Annotated in this window: 18 protein-coding genes, 1 tRNA gene and 1 riboswitch; of the genes, 9 read left to right on the top strand and 10 right to left on the bottom strand. The window is 52.3% G+C overall.

Annotation, left to right across the window (positions count from 1 at the left end; genetic code table 11):
- Window positions 1-3 precede the first annotated feature (3 nt).
- From G549_RS20465 to aroA, 6 genes are all read right to left on the bottom strand, one after another.
- A complete protein-coding gene (locus G549_RS20465; protein WP_051213877.1) occupies window positions 4-348 on the bottom strand; it encodes a LapA family protein in 345 nt (114 codons plus the stop codon).
- A gap of 56 nt (window positions 349-404) precedes the next feature.
- Complete coding sequence (locus tag G549_RS0114180) at window positions 405-683, bottom strand: integration host factor subunit beta (RefSeq protein ID WP_027835572.1); 279 nt, start codon at window positions 681-683, stop codon at window positions 405-407.
- 69 nt (window positions 684-752) lie between these two features.
- Window positions 753-1,706: a signal peptide peptidase SppA gene (gene sppA / locus G549_RS0114175; RefSeq protein ID WP_027835571.1), complete on the bottom strand. Its 954-nt coding sequence runs from the start codon at window positions 1,704-1,706 to the stop codon at window positions 753-755.
- 155 nt (window positions 1,707-1,861) lie between these two features.
- A complete protein-coding gene (rpsA, locus tag G549_RS0114170) occupies window positions 1,862-3,556 on the bottom strand; it encodes a 30S ribosomal protein S1 (RefSeq protein ID WP_027835570.1) in 1,695 nt (564 codons plus the stop codon).
- Between the two features lie 197 nt (window positions 3,557-3,753).
- Window positions 3,754-4,395: a (d)CMP kinase gene (gene cmk / locus G549_RS0114165; protein WP_027835569.1), complete on the bottom strand. Its 642-nt coding sequence runs from the start codon at window positions 4,393-4,395 to the stop codon at window positions 3,754-3,756.
- A 12-nt stretch (window positions 4,396-4,407) separates the two neighbouring features.
- Window positions 4,408-5,760, bottom strand: a complete 1,353-nt coding sequence (gene aroA / locus G549_RS0114160) for a 3-phosphoshikimate 1-carboxyvinyltransferase (protein ID WP_027835568.1) — start codon at window positions 5,758-5,760, stop codon at window positions 4,408-4,410.
- 169 nt (window positions 5,761-5,929) lie between these two features.
- Between aroA and G549_RS0114155 the strand changes: the two genes are divergently transcribed.
- From G549_RS0114155 to G549_RS0114140, 3 genes are all read left to right on the top strand, one after another.
- Complete coding sequence (locus tag G549_RS0114155) at window positions 5,930-6,337, top strand: TIGR02300 family protein (protein WP_051213875.1); 408 nt, start codon at window positions 5,930-5,932, stop codon at window positions 6,335-6,337.
- Window positions 6,338-6,437: 100 nt separating this feature from the next.
- Window positions 6,438-6,513 (top strand) — tRNA-Ala (locus G549_RS0114145).
- A gap of 83 nt (window positions 6,514-6,596) precedes the next feature.
- The gene (locus G549_RS0114140; RefSeq protein WP_051213873.1) at window positions 6,597-7,073 is read left to right on the top strand and encodes a GNAT family N-acetyltransferase; all 477 of its coding nucleotides are present in this window, start codon (window positions 6,597-6,599) and stop codon (window positions 7,071-7,073) included.
- Here the strand turns inward: G549_RS0114140 and G549_RS0114135 are convergent.
- The 4 genes from G549_RS0114135 to G549_RS0114120 all read right to left on the bottom strand — a co-directional run bounded on the left by G549_RS0114135 (window position 7,066) and on the right by G549_RS0114120 (window position 11,348).
- Window positions 7,066-7,590 carry a manganese efflux pump MntP gene (locus tag G549_RS0114135; protein WP_245985771.1) on the bottom strand — a complete coding sequence of 175 codons (525 nt, stop codon included), beginning with the start codon at window positions 7,588-7,590 and terminating at the stop codon, window positions 7,066-7,068. The two genes, G549_RS0114140 and G549_RS0114135, sit on opposite strands and share 8 nt — an antisense overlap.
- A 100-nt stretch (window positions 7,591-7,690) precedes the next feature.
- A riboswitch (yybP-ykoY riboswitch) is annotated at window positions 7,691-7,779 on the bottom strand.
- Between the two features lie 147 nt (window positions 7,780-7,926).
- Complete coding sequence (locus G549_RS0114130) at window positions 7,927-8,691, bottom strand: MauE/DoxX family redox-associated membrane protein (protein ID WP_425528544.1); 765 nt, start codon at window positions 8,689-8,691, stop codon at window positions 7,927-7,929.
- A 102-nt stretch (window positions 8,692-8,793) separates the two neighbouring features.
- Entirely contained in the window at window positions 8,794-10,665 is a 1,872-nt protein-coding gene (locus G549_RS20460) for a flotillin family protein (RefSeq protein ID WP_084634193.1), read from the bottom strand.
- A 26-nt stretch (window positions 10,666-10,691) separates the two neighbouring features.
- Window positions 10,692-11,348, bottom strand: coding sequence for a YqiJ family protein (locus G549_RS0114120; RefSeq protein ID WP_027835563.1), 657 nt, complete (start codon window positions 11,346-11,348; stop codon window positions 10,692-10,694).
- Window positions 11,349-11,509: 161 nt separating this feature from the next.
- Here G549_RS0114120 and G549_RS20455 point away from each other — a divergent pair, with 161 nt between their 5' ends.
- The 6 genes from G549_RS20455 (at window position 11,510) to G549_RS0114090 (ending at window position 18,868) form a co-directional block, all read left to right on the top strand.
- Window positions 11,510-11,995 carry an MgtC/SapB family protein gene (locus G549_RS20455; protein WP_051213871.1) on the top strand — a complete coding sequence of 162 codons (486 nt, stop codon included), beginning with the start codon at window positions 11,510-11,512 and terminating at the stop codon, window positions 11,993-11,995.
- Window positions 11,996-12,168: 173 nt separating this feature from the next.
- Window positions 12,169-13,932 (top strand): sensor histidine kinase, encoded by a 1,764-nt coding sequence (locus G549_RS21525; RefSeq protein ID WP_156905565.1) that lies wholly within the window; start codon window positions 12,169-12,171, stop codon window positions 13,930-13,932.
- Window positions 13,929-15,293 (top strand): sigma-54-dependent transcriptional regulator, encoded by a 1,365-nt coding sequence (locus tag G549_RS0114105; protein WP_027835562.1) that lies wholly within the window; start codon window positions 13,929-13,931, stop codon window positions 15,291-15,293. Before G549_RS21525 ends, G549_RS0114105 begins: the two co-directional genes overlap by 4 nt.
- A gap of 188 nt (window positions 15,294-15,481) precedes the next feature.
- Entirely contained in the window at window positions 15,482-16,477 is a 996-nt protein-coding gene (locus tag G549_RS0114100; RefSeq protein WP_027835561.1) for a DctP family TRAP transporter solute-binding subunit, read from the top strand.
- An 82-nt stretch (window positions 16,478-16,559) separates the two neighbouring features.
- Window positions 16,560-17,249 carry a TRAP transporter small permease gene (locus G549_RS0114095; protein ID WP_027835560.1) on the top strand — a complete coding sequence of 230 codons (690 nt, stop codon included), beginning with the start codon at window positions 16,560-16,562 and terminating at the stop codon, window positions 17,247-17,249.
- The gene (locus tag G549_RS0114090) at window positions 17,249-18,868 is read left to right on the top strand and encodes a TRAP transporter large permease (RefSeq protein WP_027835559.1); all 1,620 of its coding nucleotides are present in this window, start codon (window positions 17,249-17,251) and stop codon (window positions 18,866-18,868) included. Before G549_RS0114095 ends, G549_RS0114090 begins: the two co-directional genes overlap by 1 nt.
- Window positions 18,869-18,883 lie beyond the last annotated feature (15 nt).

Genomic DNA, 18,883 nt, shown 5'->3' with positions numbered 1-18,883 from the left:
ACCTTATACCCGATCATCCAACAAGGCCAAGCCATCATCTTTATCGGTTGTCGGCGCACGCGCATCCAACTGCTGCTTGAGCTCAGTATTTTGCTTGCGCAATGCCCGCACTTCGGCGCGCTTTTTATGCTGCCCCACATAGGCGCCCACGCCGCCCAAAACAATGCCCAGCATCAACGCGCCATAAATCACGATAAAAAGCGGCACTGGAAAGGGGCCGACAAAGGGTGAATCTGGTGAAAGGGGATCAACGCCCAGCAGGATTTCTTGACGGTTTGCCAATGCAAAAAAGGCAAACAACAGAGCGAGTGGAATAAGAAAAAACCACGTCACAACACGCTTCAGCATAATGGTGCGGCGCCTTTCGTTCAGTTAAACGCACCCCATAAAAGCACGTCTAAATTCTATTTGTTCAACCGTTCGCGGATTTCTTTGCCCGCTTTGAATTGAGGCACATATTTCTCCTCAACTTCAACCTTTTCCCCGGTCCGTGGGTTGCGACCAACCCGCGCAGGGCGATTCTTCACAGAAAAAGCGCCGAATCCGCGCAACTCAGCACGCCCGCCATTGGCGAGGGCATCGCCAATCTCGTCTATTATCGTATTTACAATATTCTCAATGTCCCGTTGGAACAGGTGCGGATTTTCATCTGCAAGTTTTTGAATGAGTTCTGATTTAATCAATTTGGGCCTCCCCGAGTGCGCTAATGCCCTGAATTAAAATCATATTTTTGGCAATTTCAGGGCCAAAAGCTACTCTATAGGTTGCCAAACGGAAACCAAACCGTCAAGCGTTTGCGTATTATTCAAACGGTTAATGAATAGTGAACCGAGCTGCGTGCTCATCCAATAGCCGATATTTTCCCAAGGCTCTTGGGGCAATGGATAATAGGTGTGCACCTTCTGATCAGCCGTTTCAGCCTCATTCTCCACCCAAGCTTTGGCGGTTATTTCATCGCCGATTTCGTCAATAAGCTTGTTTTCGAGCGCCATACGGCCGGTCATGATCTGGCCATCTGCCAACAGCAACACCTCATCACGTGGCAGGTTGCGGCGTTCGGCCACGATATCCACAAACCATGCAAAAGAATCATCCACAAGCTTTTGATAAGAGCGCCGCACCAAGGGTGACATAGGTTCATCGATGTCGGGTTCAGCCTTCAGCGGTCCGGTGGCGACCTTGTCATAGTCGATGCCGATGGTATCCAGCAGCTTTGAGGCGTCCATATGCTGGATCAACACGCCGATCGAGCCGACAATGGACAAGCGGCGGGCATAAATTTTGTCCGCCCCAATGGCCGTCATATAAGCGGCTGACGCGCCCAACTCGTTGATCACGGCGGTCACAGGCTTGTTTTCGCCAATGGCCCGCAACCCTTCATAAAGCTCTTCGCCCCCCGCGGTCGTGCCGCCGGGGCTATTGATTTGCACAATCACGCCCGTGACATTCTCGTCCGACGCCAGATCATTCAAAATTTGCCGCCGCTGGGGATCTGAGGTGATCACCCCGTCAATCACCACGCGGGCGATGTGCGGGCCTTCATTGCCGACGGGGTTGGAAAATCCACCCAAGCTGCGCCCCACTAGCGCGACCACTGCAATCGCGAGTGCCGCAAATGCTATGAAACGCCATTTCCGACGGGACTTTTTTAGCGCCCGTTTGCTCATCATTTGATCAATTTGTTCGAACTCGGAAGGTGTGGTCACCGCGCGTATCCTCAAAAAACTGTTTCCCATGTCCTAAGGCAAACCGGGGCGCATTGGCAAGACGCAATCGGGCAACAGCCTGTTGGGCGTAGGCACAAAAAAAGCCCGCCCGGCAATTTTGCCGGGCGGGCCCAAATCATAAAGTCTTAAAAGACTTAGTCGTCTGAGTTCTGCTTCAAGGCTGCGCCAAGAATATCGCCCAATGAAGCGCCAGAATCTGTTGAACCATACTGGGCCACAGCTTCTTTTTCTTCAGCGATTTCCAACGCCTTGATGGAAAGAGTCATACGACGTGTCTTGCGATCGAACTGAACGATACGTGCATCGATCTTGTCGCCAACAGCGAAACGCTCTGGGCGTTGCTCTGAACGATCACGGCTCAAGTCAGAACGCTTGATGAAGGCTGTCATGTCGCCATCAGCAAGTTGAACTTCGATGCCACCATCATTCACTTGGCTCACGGTGCAGGTTACGATTGAACCCTTGCGCATGCCATCTGTTGCTTCGGTGAATGGATCGTTTGAAAGCTGCTTGATGCCCAAAGAAACGCGCTCTTTGTCCACATCAACATCCAATACAACCGCTTTAACAACGTCGCCGCGATTATAATCTTCCAAAGCTTCTTCACCCTGACGGTTCCAGTCGAGGTCAGACAAGTGAACCATGCCGTCCACATCGTCTTCCAGGCCAATGAACAAACCAAATTCAGTTTTGTTCTTAACTTCGCCTTCAACTTCAGTCCCCGCTGGGAATTTAGCCGCAAAGGCTTCCCAAGGATTGTCGAGGCACTGCTTAAGGCCAAGTGAAATACGACGCTTCTCAGGATCGACTTCCAAGATTTTCACTTCTACTTCTTGAGAGGTAGAAACGATTTTACCTGGATGTACGTTCTTCTTGGTCCAGCTCATTTCTGAAACGTGGATCAAGCCTTCAATACCTGGCTCAAGCTCAACAAACGCACCGTAATCGGTGATGTTGGTGATGCGGCCTGTGAAACGGCTGTTCAATGGGTATTTCTGATCGATTGTTTCCCAAGGATCAGCTTCAAGCTGCTTCATGCCCAATGAAATGCGGTGCGATTCCAAGTTCACGCGAATGATCTGAACTTTGATGGTTTCGCCAATAGACAGCACTTCTGATGGGTGGTTCACGCGACGCCATGCGATGTCGGTGACGTGCAACAGGCCATCAATGCCGCCCAAGTCAACGAATGCACCATAGTCAGTGATGTTTTTAACAACACCCTCGACCACTTGGCCTTCTTCCAACTTGCCAACAATTTCAGAACGCTGCTCTGCGCGGCTTTCTTCAAGAACCGCACGACGAGACACAACGATGTTGCCGCGACGCTTGTCCATTTTCAGGATCTGGAACGGCTGCGCCACATTCATCAATGGAGCAATGTCACGGATGGGGCGGATATCAACTTGGCTGCGTGGCAAAAATGCCGTCGCGCCATCAAGATCAACGGTGAAACCACCTTTAACCTGATTAAAGATGATGCCTTCAACGCGTTCATTCTTGTTGAAGAGTCCTTCAAGACGAACCCAGCTTTCTTCGCGACGTGCTTTTTCACGGCTAAGAACAGCTTCACCCATCGCGTTTTCAACGCGATCAACATAAACTTCAACTTCAGAACCGACCTGCAATGAGCCATCGCGGCCAGCAGCGCCAAATTCTTTCAAAGGCACGCGGCCTTCGGTTTTAAGACCTACGTCGATAACAGCGAGGTCTTTTTCAATGGCAACAATCTTGCCTTTAATAACGTTACCTTCAGCAGGTTCGTTAACTTCAAAGCTTTCGAACAAAAGTGCTTCGAAATCTTCCTGTGTGACAGCGGTATCTGTCATGTATTCTCCGATCAACGTGCCGTTCTTTTGTTAAAACGCGCATCAAAACCAAAAATAAGACCCGGAGCTTGCACTCCCGGCACAAGGGTCTTGTTCTTGTCTTTCATGCGATGTGTCTAAGCGGTGCAAATGGCCAAAAGCCCAATTGCCGAGCTGCGAAAAAGTGTGTGGATCAAAAGTTGGATTTAAAACACCGCTTATGGGGTGTTTTTCTTTTGCGCCAAAACACTGTTCACAAGCTCTAAAGCCGCTTGGAATGCGGTCTCTATAGACAATTTTGTCGTATCAAGCAAGTGGGCATCGGGCGCAACATAAAATGCGCCAGCCGGATTATCACGGTCATCCGCGTCGCGCTTTTCAATTTGGGCCAATATTTCATCAAAAGTCACGTCCACACCGCGATCGTTAAGTTGCTTTGTGCGCCGCTGGGCGCGGGCATGGGCGTCTGCGGTGATATAGAGTTTGACGTCTGCATCAGGGCAAATGCGGGTGCCTATGTCGCGGCCGTCTAAAATGGCACCGCCTATTTGATGGGCGAAGTGCTTTTGAGCCGTTTGCAAGGCCGCACGCACTTCTGGCACGCGCGCCACCTTGGAGGCGGCTATCCCGGCTTCCGCCGTGGTCAAATCATCCTCGTGATAGTGGCTCAGCTCTAATGTCTGCGCAGTCGTTACCGCTTTTTCTTCCCAATTTGGGTGGTCAAGATCATCGCGCATGGCAAATCCAACGGCGCGATACAAAAGCCCCGTATCCATGTGCGGCAAGTCAAAATGCTTTGCCAAACGTTTGGAGATGGTGCCTTTGCCCGAGGCCGCTGGGCCATCAATCGCGATGATCATATCTTGGTTTCCCTAGTGATTGGGCTTGCTAAATTGCGCGCCCAGTCGTGTCATATCCGGCACAAAACTTGGAAAGCTTGTGGCAATCATGGCGCTGTCGTCAATCTTGACGGCATTTTGCGCCGCAAGGCCCATCACCAAAAAGCACATGGCAATCCGATGGTCGAGATGGGTTTCAACCATGCCGCCGCCCGGCACCTGATCGCCCATGCCTTCGACGGTCAAAAAGTCCTCGCCTTCAATGCAGTCTACGCCATTCGCTTTCAGCCCATTGGCCACCGCAGCCAAACGGTCGCTTTCTTTCACGCGCAATTCATCAATGCCGGGCATATGCGTGGCGCCGCGGGCAAAAGAAGCCGCAACCGCCAGCACCGGATATTCATCAATCATTGAGGCCGCGCGTTCAGCCGGAATCGTAACGCCCTTGAGTTGGGAGTGTTTAACCCGAATATCGGCAATATCTTCGCCGCCAGATTTACGCTGGTTGGTCAACTCAATGTCGCCGCCCATTTCAATCAAGCTGGTGATCAGGCCAGTACGCGTAGGATTCATCAGCACATTTTCGATCGTGAGATCCGAACCCGGCACAATCAGTGCAGCCACCATGGGGAAAGCGGCAGAGCTTGGATCGCCCGGCACCAAAACCTCCTGGCCGCGTAAATCGGGCAGGCCTTCAACTTTGATCGTGCGTACCCCATCGGCATCCGTGGTGACATCTACCTTCGCGCCAAAGCCCTGCAACATCTTTTCTGTGTGATCGCGGGTGTGCACCTCTTCGATCACGGTGGTGGTGCCCGGGATGATCAGGCCAGCCAGCATGATGGCTGATTTGACCTGTGCCGACGCCATGGGCGTCTTATAATGGATGGGGGCAGGGTTGGCGGGGCCTTTAAGGGCAATCGGCAATTTGCCGCCCGGCTGTTCTTCCACCACCTCAACGCCAATTTCGCGCAAGGGGTTCAACACGCGGTTCATGGGGCGCACGGATAAGGATGCGTCGCCTTCATAGCGTGAGACAAACGGATAGGTGCCAACAAGGCCCATGGCCAAACGCACGCCGGTGCCGGCATTGCCGAAGTCGAGCGGTTCGCTGGGTTGTTTAAAATTACCCACGCCCACGCCTTCAACGTGCCAATAATTGCCGCGTTTTTCAATTTTTGCGCCCAATTGAGCCATGGCGCGGCCAGTGGCCAACACATCTTCGCCTTCCAAAAGGCCGGAAATGATGGTTTCGCCTTGTGCCATGGCACCAAACATCAGTGCGCGGTGAGAAATGGACTTATCACCAGGCATGGTGATAGCGCCCGTGAGCCCTTGAGATCGCATTGAGGCCAATGGGATCGGGGCAGATCGAGAATGTGACATATGTAAATTCTATCTGGAGTTAACGGTACGCAACAGCACTCCTAGCATGGCTTTCATAATTTTGACAATGTGAACAGGTGCATTGAAAACAAAAAAGTACCGTTTTCATTTGACAGATTGTGTTCTAGCTTCTAACCCAACCTGCCAATACTGAGATGAACTTAAAGAGGTGATTGAAGTGGCCAAGACCGACCGCGGAACAAAGCGCCAGTGCTTAAGCTGCGCCACCAAATTCTATGATCTTAATCGCGATCCAATTTTATGCCCTAAATGTGGGGCTGAATTTGTGACCGAAGCGGCAGCTGCCAAAGTTGTTGAGCCGGAAATCGAAGAGACTGTAGAAGTGGCAGATGAAGTGGAAACAGATAGCGCGGCAACAGCTGCCGGCGCTGAAGTTGTTTCTTTGGATGAAGCTGAAGAAGATGAAAACGATGATGACATCAAAAATCTGCCGGACGTAGATCTGGAAGATGATGACGATGACATCAACACCGATGACAATGATGTCTTTTTGGAAGATGACGACGATGACGACAATATCGGCATCGATGTTCCAATCAAAAAAGAAACAGAATAAATTTTTTCGTGTTGGCGCAATTTTCGGTCTTGCAACTCGCGCGCGAGTTGACTAATTTGCGCCAACAAATCAGCCGCAAATCATTTTGCGGCTCCCTTTAGGGGCCTTAGCTCAGCTGGGAGAGCGCTTCGCTGGCAGCGAAGAGGTCAGCGGTTCGATCCCGCTAGGCTCCACCAATTTCTCCTAAAATTTTGTTGGTCGTCTTTTTTTTCGTGCGCTAGTCTTGTGCGCAAAAGTTCTCTCCTGCGGATTCGCCATCATGTCCAAAACTGCCCAAATTGAAATTCGCCCTGCAGATTTTAACGATCCGCAGCTTCGCCACTTGGTCGAAGCACATCACGCTTATGGCGCAGCCCATTACCCGGCGGAAAGCAATCATGAGCTGAGCATCGAAGAATTAGCTGCTGACGAGATGCAGTTATTCACCGCGTGGTTGGACGACCAATGTGTGGGCATGGCCGGGTTCAAGCCGTTCGGCGCTGATGCCGCTGAGGTGAAATCAATGCACGTGCTTGCCAGCGGACGCGGCCATGGCATTGGTACCAAACTCATCAATCATATTTTGAAGTTGGCGAATGAGCTCCAGATCAGTGAGATCTATTTGGAAACCGGCAGCCGGGATGCTTCTGCCGCCGCACGAGCCATGTATGAAAAGTTCGGCTTTGCCTATTGCGGCCCATTCGGCGATTATCGCGAAGATCCCGAAAGTGTCTTTATGCGCTTGCAGCTTAAATAACGCCCAAATGGTCGATAAGAATATGGGTGCCGATCAGAATCAGGATCAGGCCACCAATAATCTCGGCAATCCGTCCCGCTTTCGCCCCAACAATCTGCCCGGTCATTGTGCCAATGGTGGCCATCACGAAGGTCGCGCCGCCAATGAGCAGGGCCATATACACAATATTGACCTCCAAAAAGGCCAAGGTCGCCCCCACGGCCATCGCGTCAATGCTGGTGCCGATTGCGGTGAGCAGCAGCACACCTACGCGGTGATAATCTGGCTGTGGTGCCGGCTTTTCGTGCAGGGCCTCATAAATCATCTTGGCACCAATCAAGCCCAGCAGCCCGAACGCGACCCAATGATCAATTGAGGTAATCATCGCGTGGGCCAAATTGCCCAAGGACCAACCGATAATGGGGGTGATCATTTCCACCACCCCGAAAATAAGGCCGATGCGCAACGCTTCAACCAGACGCGGACGCCCAATAGCGGCCCCTTTGCTTAAAGACGCGGCAAATGCGTCAGCTGACATGCTGAAAGCAATCAAACTGTTGGAGAGCATGGGAGTGGCCTTTCGCGATCTACACAATATTCGCCCATGGCGGACGCACATGGACAATATTGGTCTCGCCAAACGCCGAAGCGTCGATCCAGCCATGCGATGAGCGCAAGTGTGTTGACTGAATCCCGGTAAAGGAGGCTACTCCCCAATGCTTGGGGACATAGGCGAGTCTGAACGAAAAAACAAGCGATCAGCCGCTTTTATTTCATCACGCAAAGGGTGTGTGCGGCGACGCAAACGCGCGGGCCGTCATCCCTTCAGCGCACTGCTGAACTGAAATTGGCGCCCGCCTGAAGTGAGCAACCGCTAGAGCAAGCGGCTGAACACCATCCAAATGGCCATACCCACCATCATCAAATTCTCGGTGAGCGAAATCGCGCCCAGCGGCACATTGCTGTCGCCGCCGACACAGGCACATTTAAGTTCGCGCTTGTCGATGTAAACCGCCTTGAAAACCGAAATGGCGCCAACCGTACCAATGAAAAAGGCAAGGGGAGCCGCGACCCAAATCAGAGCGCCCGCCACCATTAAAATACCAGCCATTGCCTCAGCAAACGGATAAAAATAGCCGTAAGGCACATAACGGCGCGCCAGCAAGTCGTAGGTGACGAACTGGTTGGTAAAGCTGAACAGGTCGCGCAGTTTCATGACCGCCAACACCGCCATGCTGGTGGCCACAAACAGCTCAATCACCCGCGCCACTGAAAAGCTGTTGGCCGTATAGGCAATGGCGAGGGCCATCAAAAAGCTGGTGGCAAAAATGGCGATCACAGGCTGATAGGTGGTGCCTTCCTGCTTCATGGACGGCTCTTCCAAATAGTCGTGCAGTTCGTCCAAGCCGCCCACACGGTTGCCATCAATAAAGGTTTGCGGTGTGGTTTTGACCTGATGTTCCTTTTGAAAGGCATCGGTTTGTTCGCGATCTTTTAAGTGATGATCCTCCACCTCATACCCGTGTTTCTCCAACAAATGCTTTGATTTAACACCAAACGGGCAAATGTGATCGGGGGTCACCATGCGATAAAGAACGGCCGTTTTCTGCGCGTGCATATTCATGGTTCTCCTCTGCATTTAAAAACTCTTATTTAATCAACGATTTGCAGGCCGAAACTGTTCCACCGCGCAAAAAAAGGGCGCCGAAGCGCCCTTTAAAACCAACGAAGGTGGAGGAGGTTATGATTTCTTGTTTTTCGAATCTGACTTGGGCTTTTCCCCAATCGCTTCTCGCGTTTCAGCGCCATTTGCCTTTGGGGCTTTGGCGGCCTTGTTGGCACGATCAGCCATTGCGGCTTGCTCAATGTCCTCTTCGGTTGGACCATCCTCTTGCAATGATGCTTTCGGCGCAGAAATCAAATCATCCACCGCATTGGTCAGCCCATTAATGTCATGTCCATCAAGGCCAACCTCTTTCAACAACGAATCCAATAGCGGCGCCTGAGCACGATAACGCAGAGCGCTATTCACGACCTGATCTGACAAATTGCCGCCGGAACCGCCATTGGCGTGGCCATTGCTGCCACCTGCAGGAGCGCTGGTCAGCCCATCAACTTGGATGATCTTGATGCCTTCAATGTTCTCCATTGGCTTGGCGCTTTCACGGATGATGTTTTCCAAATTCTCAATCAAAGACAGCTTAATCTTCATGGAAATTTGGTCATTGGAAAGCAGGTTCGCCGCCTCGTTCAAAGCGCGGTTACCTGTCGCTTCCACCGCGTAGCGAATTTCAGACGCGGCCGCGCGGGTTTTCTCGGCTTCCGCATCCGCATTTGCGCTGATGGTGACACGGTCGGCCTCACCACGTGCTTCTTCGCGGACAGCCTCAGCATTGTCCGCCGCGGCCACCTTCTGGGCTTCCGCCACCACCTTCAGGCTGATCGCGTCACGCTCCGCTTCCTTTGCCGCTTCGATCAATTCGATTTGCTTTTGCCGTTCAGCGATTTCCCGCTCACGGGCAGAAACAACTTTTTCTTCCGCCTCAACAGCTTTAGCGCGGGCTTCGTCCGCAGTCGCGCGCGACAAGCTTTCCTCTTTTGACTTTTCAGCAATGGCAATTTCGCGATCTTGCGAGGCAATACGAACGGTCTTTTGCTTCTCAATATCTTGAGTTTCAATCACCCGCTCTTTGGCAATGCGTTCCTCTTCAACCGCGCGCTCTGATGTGATTTCGGATTGACGGATTTGCTGTTCAGCTTCGATCCGTGCACGTTCCGCGTCCTTGCGTTTTTCTGACTGCTCAACAGCAATTTCCGCCGCCTGTTGCGCACGACGCACTTCAACTTCCCGCTCTTGATGCAAGCGAGCATATTCTTCTTCTTTCGACAGATCGAACTTCAATTTAGCGGCTTCCAGATTCTTATTTTGAATCTGAACTCCAGTGTCTTGCTCAATGTCGTTGCGGATTTTTTTGCGAGATTCAATTTCCTGCGTCAGCCGGGTCAAACCCTCGGCATCAAACGCATTGTTAGGGTTGAAATATTCCATGCTGGTCTGGTCCAGCCCGGTGAGCGATACACTCTCCAGTTCCAGCCCGTTTTTCAACAAATCCTCAGACACAACTTGTTGCACTTTTTGAACAAAGCTGACCCGCTGTTCGTGCAATTCTTCCATGCTCATTTCAGACGCGACGGAGCGCAAAGCATCTACGAATTTACCTTCGATCAGATCTTTCAGCTCACTGGGCCGCATGGTGCGCGAACCAAGAGTTTGTGCCGCATTTGCAATTGAGTCAGCTGTAGGCTGCACGCGCACATAAAACTCAGCCACCACATCAACCCGCATCCGGTCTCTCGTGATCAGGGCTTGATCGTCTGCCCGGCGCACCGGAAGGCGCAGCGTGTTCATGTTGACGGCGATGATTTCATGCAAAACCGGCAACACCAGCGCCCCACCATTCATAATGACTTTTTGGCCGCCAAAACCTGTGCGTACAAACGACATCTCTTTCGATGCGCGTTGATAAAGTCGTGAAACAATGATGCCGATCGTCAATAAGGCAACCAGAATGATACCGGCAAACACCAGTATTTGAAGTGCAGAACTACTCATGGGTCCTCCCCAAAGGATTTTAAGTTTTAGTTTTCAGTTTGATTTTTCATCGCCACAAAACGGGTTTCGTCTTGCCGCAAAAGTGTAATTTGATCGCCTTGCTCTAAGGCGTGTTCGCCCTCATAGGGTTCCACCATCACATAATGGCTGTTGCCTAGTGCGTCCTTGATGCGGGCTTGCGCAGGGGAACCTTTCTCGGCTCGCCCCAACGTGATCACCCCGTGATGTCCCACCAATTCGGTGCGCGAAATCGCATCCGTTTCATCCCGCGGCATAATGCGGTTCAAAAGCCCGGCACACCCACGGATTAGCGGCAAACTGGCCACACCAGCCAACGGGGCGGCGATCCATGCGGGCAGCGGAGCACCAAGTGTTTCCGCCATAAAGGTCTGTAGGGCAAAGCCGGTGAGCCCGAACAGGGTGAGGATCACAATCAGCAGGATGATAAAAGGCACTTGGCCAAAGCGGAGCCAGCTTAAGAACTGAACAAAAATGCCTGGGGATTCAATTTCAGGGCCTGCAATATCGAGGTCAAAATCCATCTCGGGCAGCATGCTGTCAACAAATTGGCTGAGCCCTGCACCAAATAGTGCGCCCACGCCCTCCAGCAATGCAATGAAAAACACAATCGCCAACGCGACGCCAAACGGCACATTGGCCGCGGAAAAAATAAACTCAAACATATTGCTCAATAAAAAATAAATTAAACCTTCGCTTTATTGAGCAGATATTTTTGTAAGAGTCCATCAGCCCCACTAAAAAATTAACGAATTGGGAACCATTCACCGCCTGGCTCGTTTTGATTGCACTGCAATAGCAAGGCTAAATCTGAACTTGGGCGTTTATGGACCAGTTTTTGCAATTTCAGACCCTGACATGGCCCGACGCGGTGGCGCGTGTTGCGCTGGCGCTTCTTTTCGGGTTCTGCGTCGGCCTCGATCGGAATTTGAAAAACAAGCCCATAGACTTCCGTGTTTTTATGATTGTGGCGTCGACCACATGCCTGCTCGCCATTATGGGGCAAGAAATTGTCGCCTACTACGCGGGCAGCAATACTAATCTAAAGCTCGGCCTGTTGCGTATTGTAGAAGGTGTTCTTACCGGCATCGGCTTTTTGGGCGCTGGCGCGATTATTAAGTCCGGCGGTGATGAACCCAGAATAATTGGCACCGCAACAGGTGCCAGCATTTGGAGTTCAGGCGCGATTGGCATGATGCTCGGTTTTGGATTTTACAGTCTTGCCCTGCTCGGCTTTGCCGTATTGCTCGTCGTCCTTGTTTTGTTTGGCGTATTGAGAAAACCGATCTTTGATCAAAGTGACAAATATTGAGGAACTGCCATGAAGCCCTTTATTGTGCGCCCGTCGAATAAGAAGCTGACTCTCATTCTGAAACGCATAAATGTGAAAACCAAAGCTATTTGATCAAATCAGTTTAATCGCTAAAAGGCCGATTGGCGCAACGCGCGCTTGACCTTATCCGGTTTGGGCGCAAAAACTGCTTCATGCAGTTTTTATCGCGCGCCATACACTTTTTGTCCCATTCGTTTCGCACCCAGATTGTGACCTTGGTCAGCGGTGTGGCGATTATTGTCGCGATTATCCTCACCGTTGGGCTGCCTTTGATTGAGGATCGCGCGCTCAAAGAAGTGAAACGCGAAATCAATCAGGTCTTTGCGTTGCAACAAGAAGCGATCAACGGCTTGTTTGATAAATATCGGCTGCTCACGGGCATTGTCGCGCGTGAGCCTGATGTCGCCTTTCTCTTCACAGCGCAAGGCGCGGGGTTGGGCGATCACCGCACCGAACAATTGCTCAATAAGCTTGCCGGCCTTTCCGGCGCAGCCAATATTCAATTGGCCGACGAGACGGGTGAAGTGTTTGCCCAGTTCCAATCAGAACAGTTTGCCCCAGCACAAATCGATGCCGATTTGCACCGTGCCGCGATGGAAGGTCGGCTGGGTCGCAAAACCCTGCGTACCAGCGATGATCAAATTGCTTACGTCTTCTCCTCACGGGTGAAACGTCTGAGCGACACGCTTGGCACCGTCACTGTCTATGTCGATTTGCAAACGCTGGGCACTGCATGGGCCCTGATCAACGAGCCGGTGTTTGTCACCAAGCCGGATGGCAGTTTGGTCGTCGGCAATCAACTGGCCAATAATCTACAAGCCGAAATGGTCAAAACCTATCCTGAGGCGCTCACCCAATTCATGCTCAATCGCGGCAGCGGTCGCCCCATCCCCTATTTGGCCCGCTCAGAATATCTGCCGCTTTATGATTGGCATCTGAATGTTTTTGAACGCTATGACCCCGTCGCCAATGCCCGCAATCAATTCAAACTTATTGTGGTGCTGTCGGCGATTGTGTTGGGCGGTATGCTGTTTTTGCTGATTCAGCGCTGGCATATTATCCGCCTGCGCTACGAACAAGAGCGTGACATCGCTCGAGAGTTGGAGCGTCGGGTGGTCGAACGCACCAAAGAACTCGCCCGTGAATATGATGAGCGCATCCAAGCCGAAGCAGCATTGCGGCAAGCGCAGCTTGATCTCACCCAGTCTGCAAAACTGGCTTCAATCGGGCAAATGTCTGCCGCCCTATCCCATGAATATAATCAGCCTATCGCCGCCATTCGCGCCTATGCAGATAATGCACGTGCGTTTTTAGAGCGTGACCGCAGTGAAAAGGCGGACGAAAATCTTGAACGCATCACCCATATGACGGACCGCATGGCCAAGCTTTCAAAAACGTTGAAAAGCTTTGCCCGTAAACCGGGCACGAAGTTGCGTGCTGTCGAGGTGGGGCCGCTTATGCAGGAGGCGATCATTCTGGTCGATCCACATGCCAAAGCCAAAAAGGTTGAGCTGGATTTCACCCTGCCGCTCGAAAGAATTATGGTGAAAGGGGGCAGCTTGCGCTTGTCACAAGTGCTGGTCAATTTGCTGTCCAATGCCATCGACGCTGCTGCCAATACGGAAAAAAGCCTGGTGTTTTTGTCTGTTGATTTCGATGAGCAGGAAGTCATATTGCGGGTGGAAGATAGCGGGGAGGGCGTCAGCGAAGCGGATCGACGTAGTATATTTGACCCCTTTGTATCGCAAAAAGAAATCAGCGAGGGCCTTGGGCTTGGCCTGTCGATTGCCTACAACATCGTCCATGATTTTGATGGCGAGATTGACGTGGGTGCCAGCACAATCGGTGGCGCGGCCTTTTACGTCAAATTACCGCGGCATCACCACGCCGAAACGACAAAGGAAGAACGCGCGTGACCATCTCCCAATCTCCCCAAATATTTCTCATTGATGATGACAATGATTTGCGCCACGCGTTGGAACAAGCGCTGGAACTAGACGGATATGAGGTGATGAGCTTTGGCCGCGCGGCCGAGGCTTTGCCGCAAGTGCATTTCCAGCTTTTTGGCGTGGTCGTGTGCGATGTGCGCATGCCGGAAATGTCGGGGCCGGACTTTTTGAAAAAAGTGATTGAGATTGACCCGGCACTGCCGGTGATCTTTATCACTGGCCATGGCGATGTGGCGATGGCCGTATCGGCCATGCGTGACGGGGCCTATGATTTTATCGAAAAGCCTTTTCCAACCAGCCAATTATCCCTTGTGATCAATCGCGCGGTGGAAAAGCGCCGCTTGGTGCTCGAGAATCGCGTGCTGCGCGAGGAAATCGACAGCGAAGAACTGCTCGATGAAACCTTGATCGGCCGCTCTGCCCATATGGTGCAAATCCGGCAACAGGTGAAAATGCTCGGAGGGGCCGATATTGATGTGATGGTCAATGGCGAAACCGGCGCCGGCAAAGACATGGTCGCGCGTGCGCTGCACGAGCACTCGGCCCGCAAAAGCAAACCCTTTGTGGCGGTGAATTGCGGTGCTTTGCCCGGCGAGATCATCGAGAGTGAATTGTTTGGTCATGAGCCAGGGGCATTTACGGGCGCGACCCAAAAGCGTATCGGCAAAATTGAATATGCCAATGGCGGCACGCTATTCCTGGATGAAATTGAGAGCATGCCACTTGATTTGCAGGTCAAATTGCTGCGGGTGGTGGAAACCCGTGGGGTGGAGCGCCTGGGGTCCAACAAAACCATTCCGCTGGATATCCGCATTGTTGCCGCATCCAAGGAAGATCTGGCCGAAGCGAGTGCCCAGGGCACGTTTCGACAGGACCTATATTTCCGCTTGAATGTGGCCAGCATAAATATGTGGCCACTGCGTCATCGATCTGAAGATATCTTGATGCTGTTTTATCGCTTGGCGCGACAAGCCCGGGCGCGGTTTCGGAAAGAAATCCCTGAGGTCACCCCGGATATCGTCGCCGCGCTGCACGCCCATGATTGGCCCGGCAATGTGCGCGAATTGCGCAACTGCGCGGATCGGTTTGTGCTGGGCGTGGGATTAGGGTTGGGTGAAGCAGAGACACCGCAAGAAAATGAGGCAGTTACCCATCATTTAGGTGATCAGGTGGCGCGGTTTGAAAAATCGGTCATCGCGCAGGAGATTTCACGCAATCAAGGGGCGCTGAAACCGACCTATGAGGCGTTGGGCATCTCCCGCAAGACGCTTTATGACAAGATAAAAAAATATGGACTGGACACGGATATTGAGGGCGATAATGTGTAGAAATCTACACATTCGCCAAGCGATGCGGGTGAAAATCTACACATCTGGAGAGGTGCTTCGGATGTCGAAAATAAGTAAGCTTTTGAAATATATGTAATATTTTCCTACTTTCGTGTTTGGCACGTCCCTTGCAATGTTCAGAGGGAGCGGTCGGAGGGCCGTGACTCTAAAATCCTTGGGAGGGATATATGTTTAAAAAACTCGCAGCTGGCGCCATCGTCAGCGCTAGCCTTATGGTCACACCAGCTTTCGCCAATTGCGATCCTGGCGAGATGGTCATCAAATTTAGCCACGTAACCGCGGAAACTGGTCACCCCAAAGGGGAAGCGGCAGCGGCAATCGCCAAGCGCGTGAATGAAGAAATGGACGGCACCGCCTGTATGGAAGTGTTCGCCAACTCAACCTTGTTTGACGACAACAAAGTGATGGAAGCTTTGTTGCTCGGTGACGTGCAAATTGCCGCGCCGTCATTGTCAAAGTTTGAAAGCTTCACCAAAAAATATCGCGTATTTGATTTGCCATTCCTGTTCCCAGACATGGATGCGGTGAACAATTTCACGCAAGGCCCTGTGGGCAAAGATTTGCTGAACGCAATCAACGACAAAGGCTATGTTGGCTTGGGCTATATCTATAACGGCCTGAAGCACTTCTCTGCCAAACGCCCATTGATCGCACCAACCGATGCGGAAGGCCTAAAGTTCCGCGTGCAAACATCTGACGTGGCCGTGGCCATGATCGAAGCCATGGGCGCTTCAGCGCAGAAACTGGCCTTCTCAGAAGTTTATGGCGCGTTGCAAACTGGCGTTGTTGACGGTCAGGAAAACACTTGGTCCAACATCTACTCAAAGAAATTCTTTGAAGTACAAGATGGCGTGACCGTGACCAACCACCAATTGCTGACCTATTTGGCCATCACGTCCAAAGAGTGGCTCGATAGCCTTGATCCAGACGTGCGTGAGCAGTTCCTCACCATCTTCAATGAAGAAGTTGTGGCGGCGAATGCCAAAGCAACGGCGTTGAACGAAGAAGCCCGCGAAAGCATCGTTGCCGCAGGTGGCGTTGTACGCGAGTTGACACCAGAACAGCGTCAAGTGTGGGTCGAAACAATGCGCCCAGTTTGGGATCAGTTTAAAGACGATATCGGTCAAGATGTGATCGACGCCGCTGTAGCAGCTGGCGAATAATCATCAAGCTGGAAAAGGGCGATTACGCCCTTTTCCATTTTTCGACCAGATCCTTAGATCGATTTGTTGGGGGGAGTGAGATATGGCCGCGACGGGGCTCTATATCTTTATGGCAGTGCTGATTGCATTGTTGTTTTTGGCGGAACGGCGTTGGCCGGAAGCGGTGACACGGCTGGAAGAAAATGTGCTGGCCACATTGTTGGCCTTGATCACCATCATTTCTTTTGTGCAAGTCATTATGCGCTATGGCTTTAACACCAGCTTCAATGGCGCGTTGGAACTGACCCGCATTTTATTTGCCTGGCTCATTCTTTTTGGCATGTCCTATGGCGTCAAAATGGGCACCCATTTGGGCGTGGACGCCTTTATCCGCATGTTGCCTGCCAAAGCCATGCGCGCGGTTGCCATATTCGGCGCCGGGGCCACTTTCCTCTATGCCGCCATGTTGATTTCAGTGGATTGGGCACAAGTCTTTGGCGCCAGCTCCAAGGGCGGAGCTGTTGTCTATTGGTCCAAAATGTACCAGCTGCAATTGGGGCTGGAAGATTTGAAGTACCCCGCATGGTTTTCCGAGCCCTTGGGGCTCGAAGAGCGCGTAAAGCGCTGGATAGCCTATCTCATTTTGCCCGTTGGTCTCAGCCTGCTTGGCTTCCGCGCCTTGCAAGCCATGGTCCACATCGCACGTGGCGAGCGTGAATTGATCATCGCTGGCCACGAAGCCGAAGATCTGGTGGCAGAAAACAAAAATGTATTGAAAGGGGAGGACGCATAATGGCGGCTGCAATTCTTTTCGCCCTGGTCCTTGGCCTTTTGTTTTTGGGCGTGCCCGTGGCTATTTCGCTCGGGCTGTCATCCATCATCGTGATCGCCTTTTTGTCACATGATTCCATGTCTTCTGTGGCGCTTCAATTGTTCAACGCGTCCCAGCATTATACCTTGCTGGCCATTCCCTTCTTTATTCTTGCGGCCAGCTTTATGTCCACGGGCGGTGTGGCCAAGCGCATTATCCGCTTCGCCATTGCCACCGTGGGCCACTTTCGTGGTGGCCTCGCCATGGCATCGGTTTTGGCCTGTATGATGTTTGCGGCCCTGTCCGGCTCTTCTCCGGCAACCGTGGTCGCCATCGGCACCATTGCCATCGCCGGCATGATGCAGGTGGGCTACTCCAAGGAGTTCGCAGCGGGCATCATCGCCAATGCGGGTACATTGGGCATTTTGATCCCGCCATCCATCGTGATGGTGGTTTATGCGGCAGCAACCGACGTTTCTGTGGGCCGCATGTTCCTCGCTGGGGTTATTCCCGGCCTCGTGGCCGGTGGCATGTTGATGATCACCATTTACATTGTGGCGCGCATCAAAAACCTCCCCGCCGAACCATGGCGCGGCTTTGGCGAAATCTTGCAAGGCGGCAAGCAAGCTGGGTGGGGCCTGTTTCTGATCGTGATCATTATTGGTGGTATTTATGGCGGCGTGTTTACGCCAACTGAAGCCGCCGCCGTGGCCGCCGTCTATGCGTTCTTGATCGCCATCTTCGTTTATCGCGATATGGGCCCCTTGCGCGATATCCCTTGGGTGCCCGAAGATGCGCCAACCAAAACCCGGATCGGCTTTTCGGCAACGGTTTATGGTCTATCCCTGTTTGGTTTGTGGATGACGTTGAGCTTCTTCGCCTTTGGCGAAAGTGAAGCGATGAGCCTTGGCCTGCGCTTTTGGATCGGTGTTATTGCCGGACTATCCGCGATGGTCGCCTATACGATTTGGCGTGACCCCGAATCCAGTTTGGCACGCGTGCCGGGGCATTTGGTTGCAGGGTTGCCCATCTGGGGCCGCAATCTCGGCTTGATCGTGCGTCGGTTCCCTGGCGCCATGTTCCACGAGGACACGCGCAAAGTGATGGTCGATGCATCTAAAACGACGTTGATGTTGATGTTCATCATCGTGAACGCGCTGTTGTTTGCCCATGTGCTCACCTCGGAGCGGATTCCGCAGGCCATCACCGGCCTGATGCTGGATGCAGGCTTTAACTGGTTTACCTTCCTGATCGCCGTCAACATTCTGTTGTTGATTGGTGGCCAGTTTATGGAGCCATCCGGCCTGTTGCTGATCGTAGCCCCCGTGGTGTTCCCCATTGCCATTGAGTTGGGCGTTGATCCCATCCATTTGGGCATCATCATGGTGGTGAATATGGAAATCGGCATGATCACGCCGCCCATTGGTCTCAACCTGTTTGTGACCTCGGGGATAACCGGGATGAGCTTGCTCAAGGTGGTCAAGGCCGCCGCGCCATTTGTGGCGGTGTTGCTGGTGTTCTTGGTGATCGTCACCTACGTGCCACAGCTCTCCATCACGCTCCCTTATGCTTTGATGGGGCCGGAGATTGTTTCCCGCTAGACCTTTTGCCCCGCC

Origin of the sequence: Maritalea myrionectae DSM 19524 (assembly GCF_000423365.1) — a bacterium.
GTDB lineage: Bacteria > Pseudomonadota > Alphaproteobacteria > Rhizobiales > Devosiaceae > Maritalea > Maritalea myrionectae.
The sequence above is the reverse complement of the archived record's forward strand: the minus strand, read 5'-3'. Positions and strand labels throughout refer to the sequence as shown.

Excerpts from the sequence above, each read along its gene's own strand:
- G549_RS20465 (WP_051213877.1), bottom strand. The coding sequence starts at position 348 with ATGCTGAAGCGTGTTGTGACGTGGTTTTTTCTTATTCCACTCGCTCTG.
- rpsA (WP_027835570.1), bottom strand. The coding sequence starts at position 3,556 with ATGACAGATACCGCTGTCACACAGGAAGATTTCGAAGCACTTTTGTTC.
- cmk (WP_027835569.1), bottom strand. The coding sequence starts at position 4,395 with ATGATCATCGCGATTGATGGCCCAGCGGCCTCGGGCAAAGGCACCATC.
- aroA (WP_027835568.1), bottom strand. The coding sequence starts at position 5,760 with ATGTCACATTCTCGATCTGCCCCGATCCCATTGGCCTCAATGCGATCT.
- G549_RS0114140 (WP_051213873.1), top strand. The coding sequence starts at position 6,597 with ATGTCCAAAACTGCCCAAATTGAAATTCGCCCTGCAGATTTTAACGAT.
- G549_RS0114135 (WP_245985771.1), bottom strand. The coding sequence starts at position 7,590 with ATGTCAGCTGACGCATTTGCCGCGTCTTTAAGCAAAGGGGCCGCTATT.
- G549_RS0114130 (WP_425528544.1), bottom strand. The coding sequence starts at position 8,691 with ATGCAGAGGAGAACCATGAATATGCACGCGCAGAAAACGGCCGTTCTT.
- G549_RS20460 (WP_084634193.1), bottom strand. The coding sequence starts at position 10,665 with ATGAGTAGTTCTGCACTTCAAATACTGGTGTTTGCCGGTATCATTCTG.
- G549_RS0114120 (WP_027835563.1), bottom strand. The coding sequence starts at position 11,348 with ATGTTTGAGTTTATTTTTTCCGCGGCCAATGTGCCGTTTGGCGTCGCG.
- G549_RS20455 (WP_051213871.1), top strand. The coding sequence starts at position 11,510 with ATGGACCAGTTTTTGCAATTTCAGACCCTGACATGGCCCGACGCGGTG.
- G549_RS21525 (WP_156905565.1), top strand. The coding sequence starts at position 12,169 with ATGCAGTTTTTATCGCGCGCCATACACTTTTTGTCCCATTCGTTTCGC.
- G549_RS0114100 (WP_027835561.1), top strand. The coding sequence starts at position 15,482 with ATGTTTAAAAAACTCGCAGCTGGCGCCATCGTCAGCGCTAGCCTTATG.
- G549_RS0114095 (WP_027835560.1), top strand. The coding sequence starts at position 16,560 with ATGGCCGCGACGGGGCTCTATATCTTTATGGCAGTGCTGATTGCATTG.
- G549_RS0114090 (WP_027835559.1), top strand. The coding sequence starts at position 17,249 with ATGGCGGCTGCAATTCTTTTCGCCCTGGTCCTTGGCCTTTTGTTTTTG.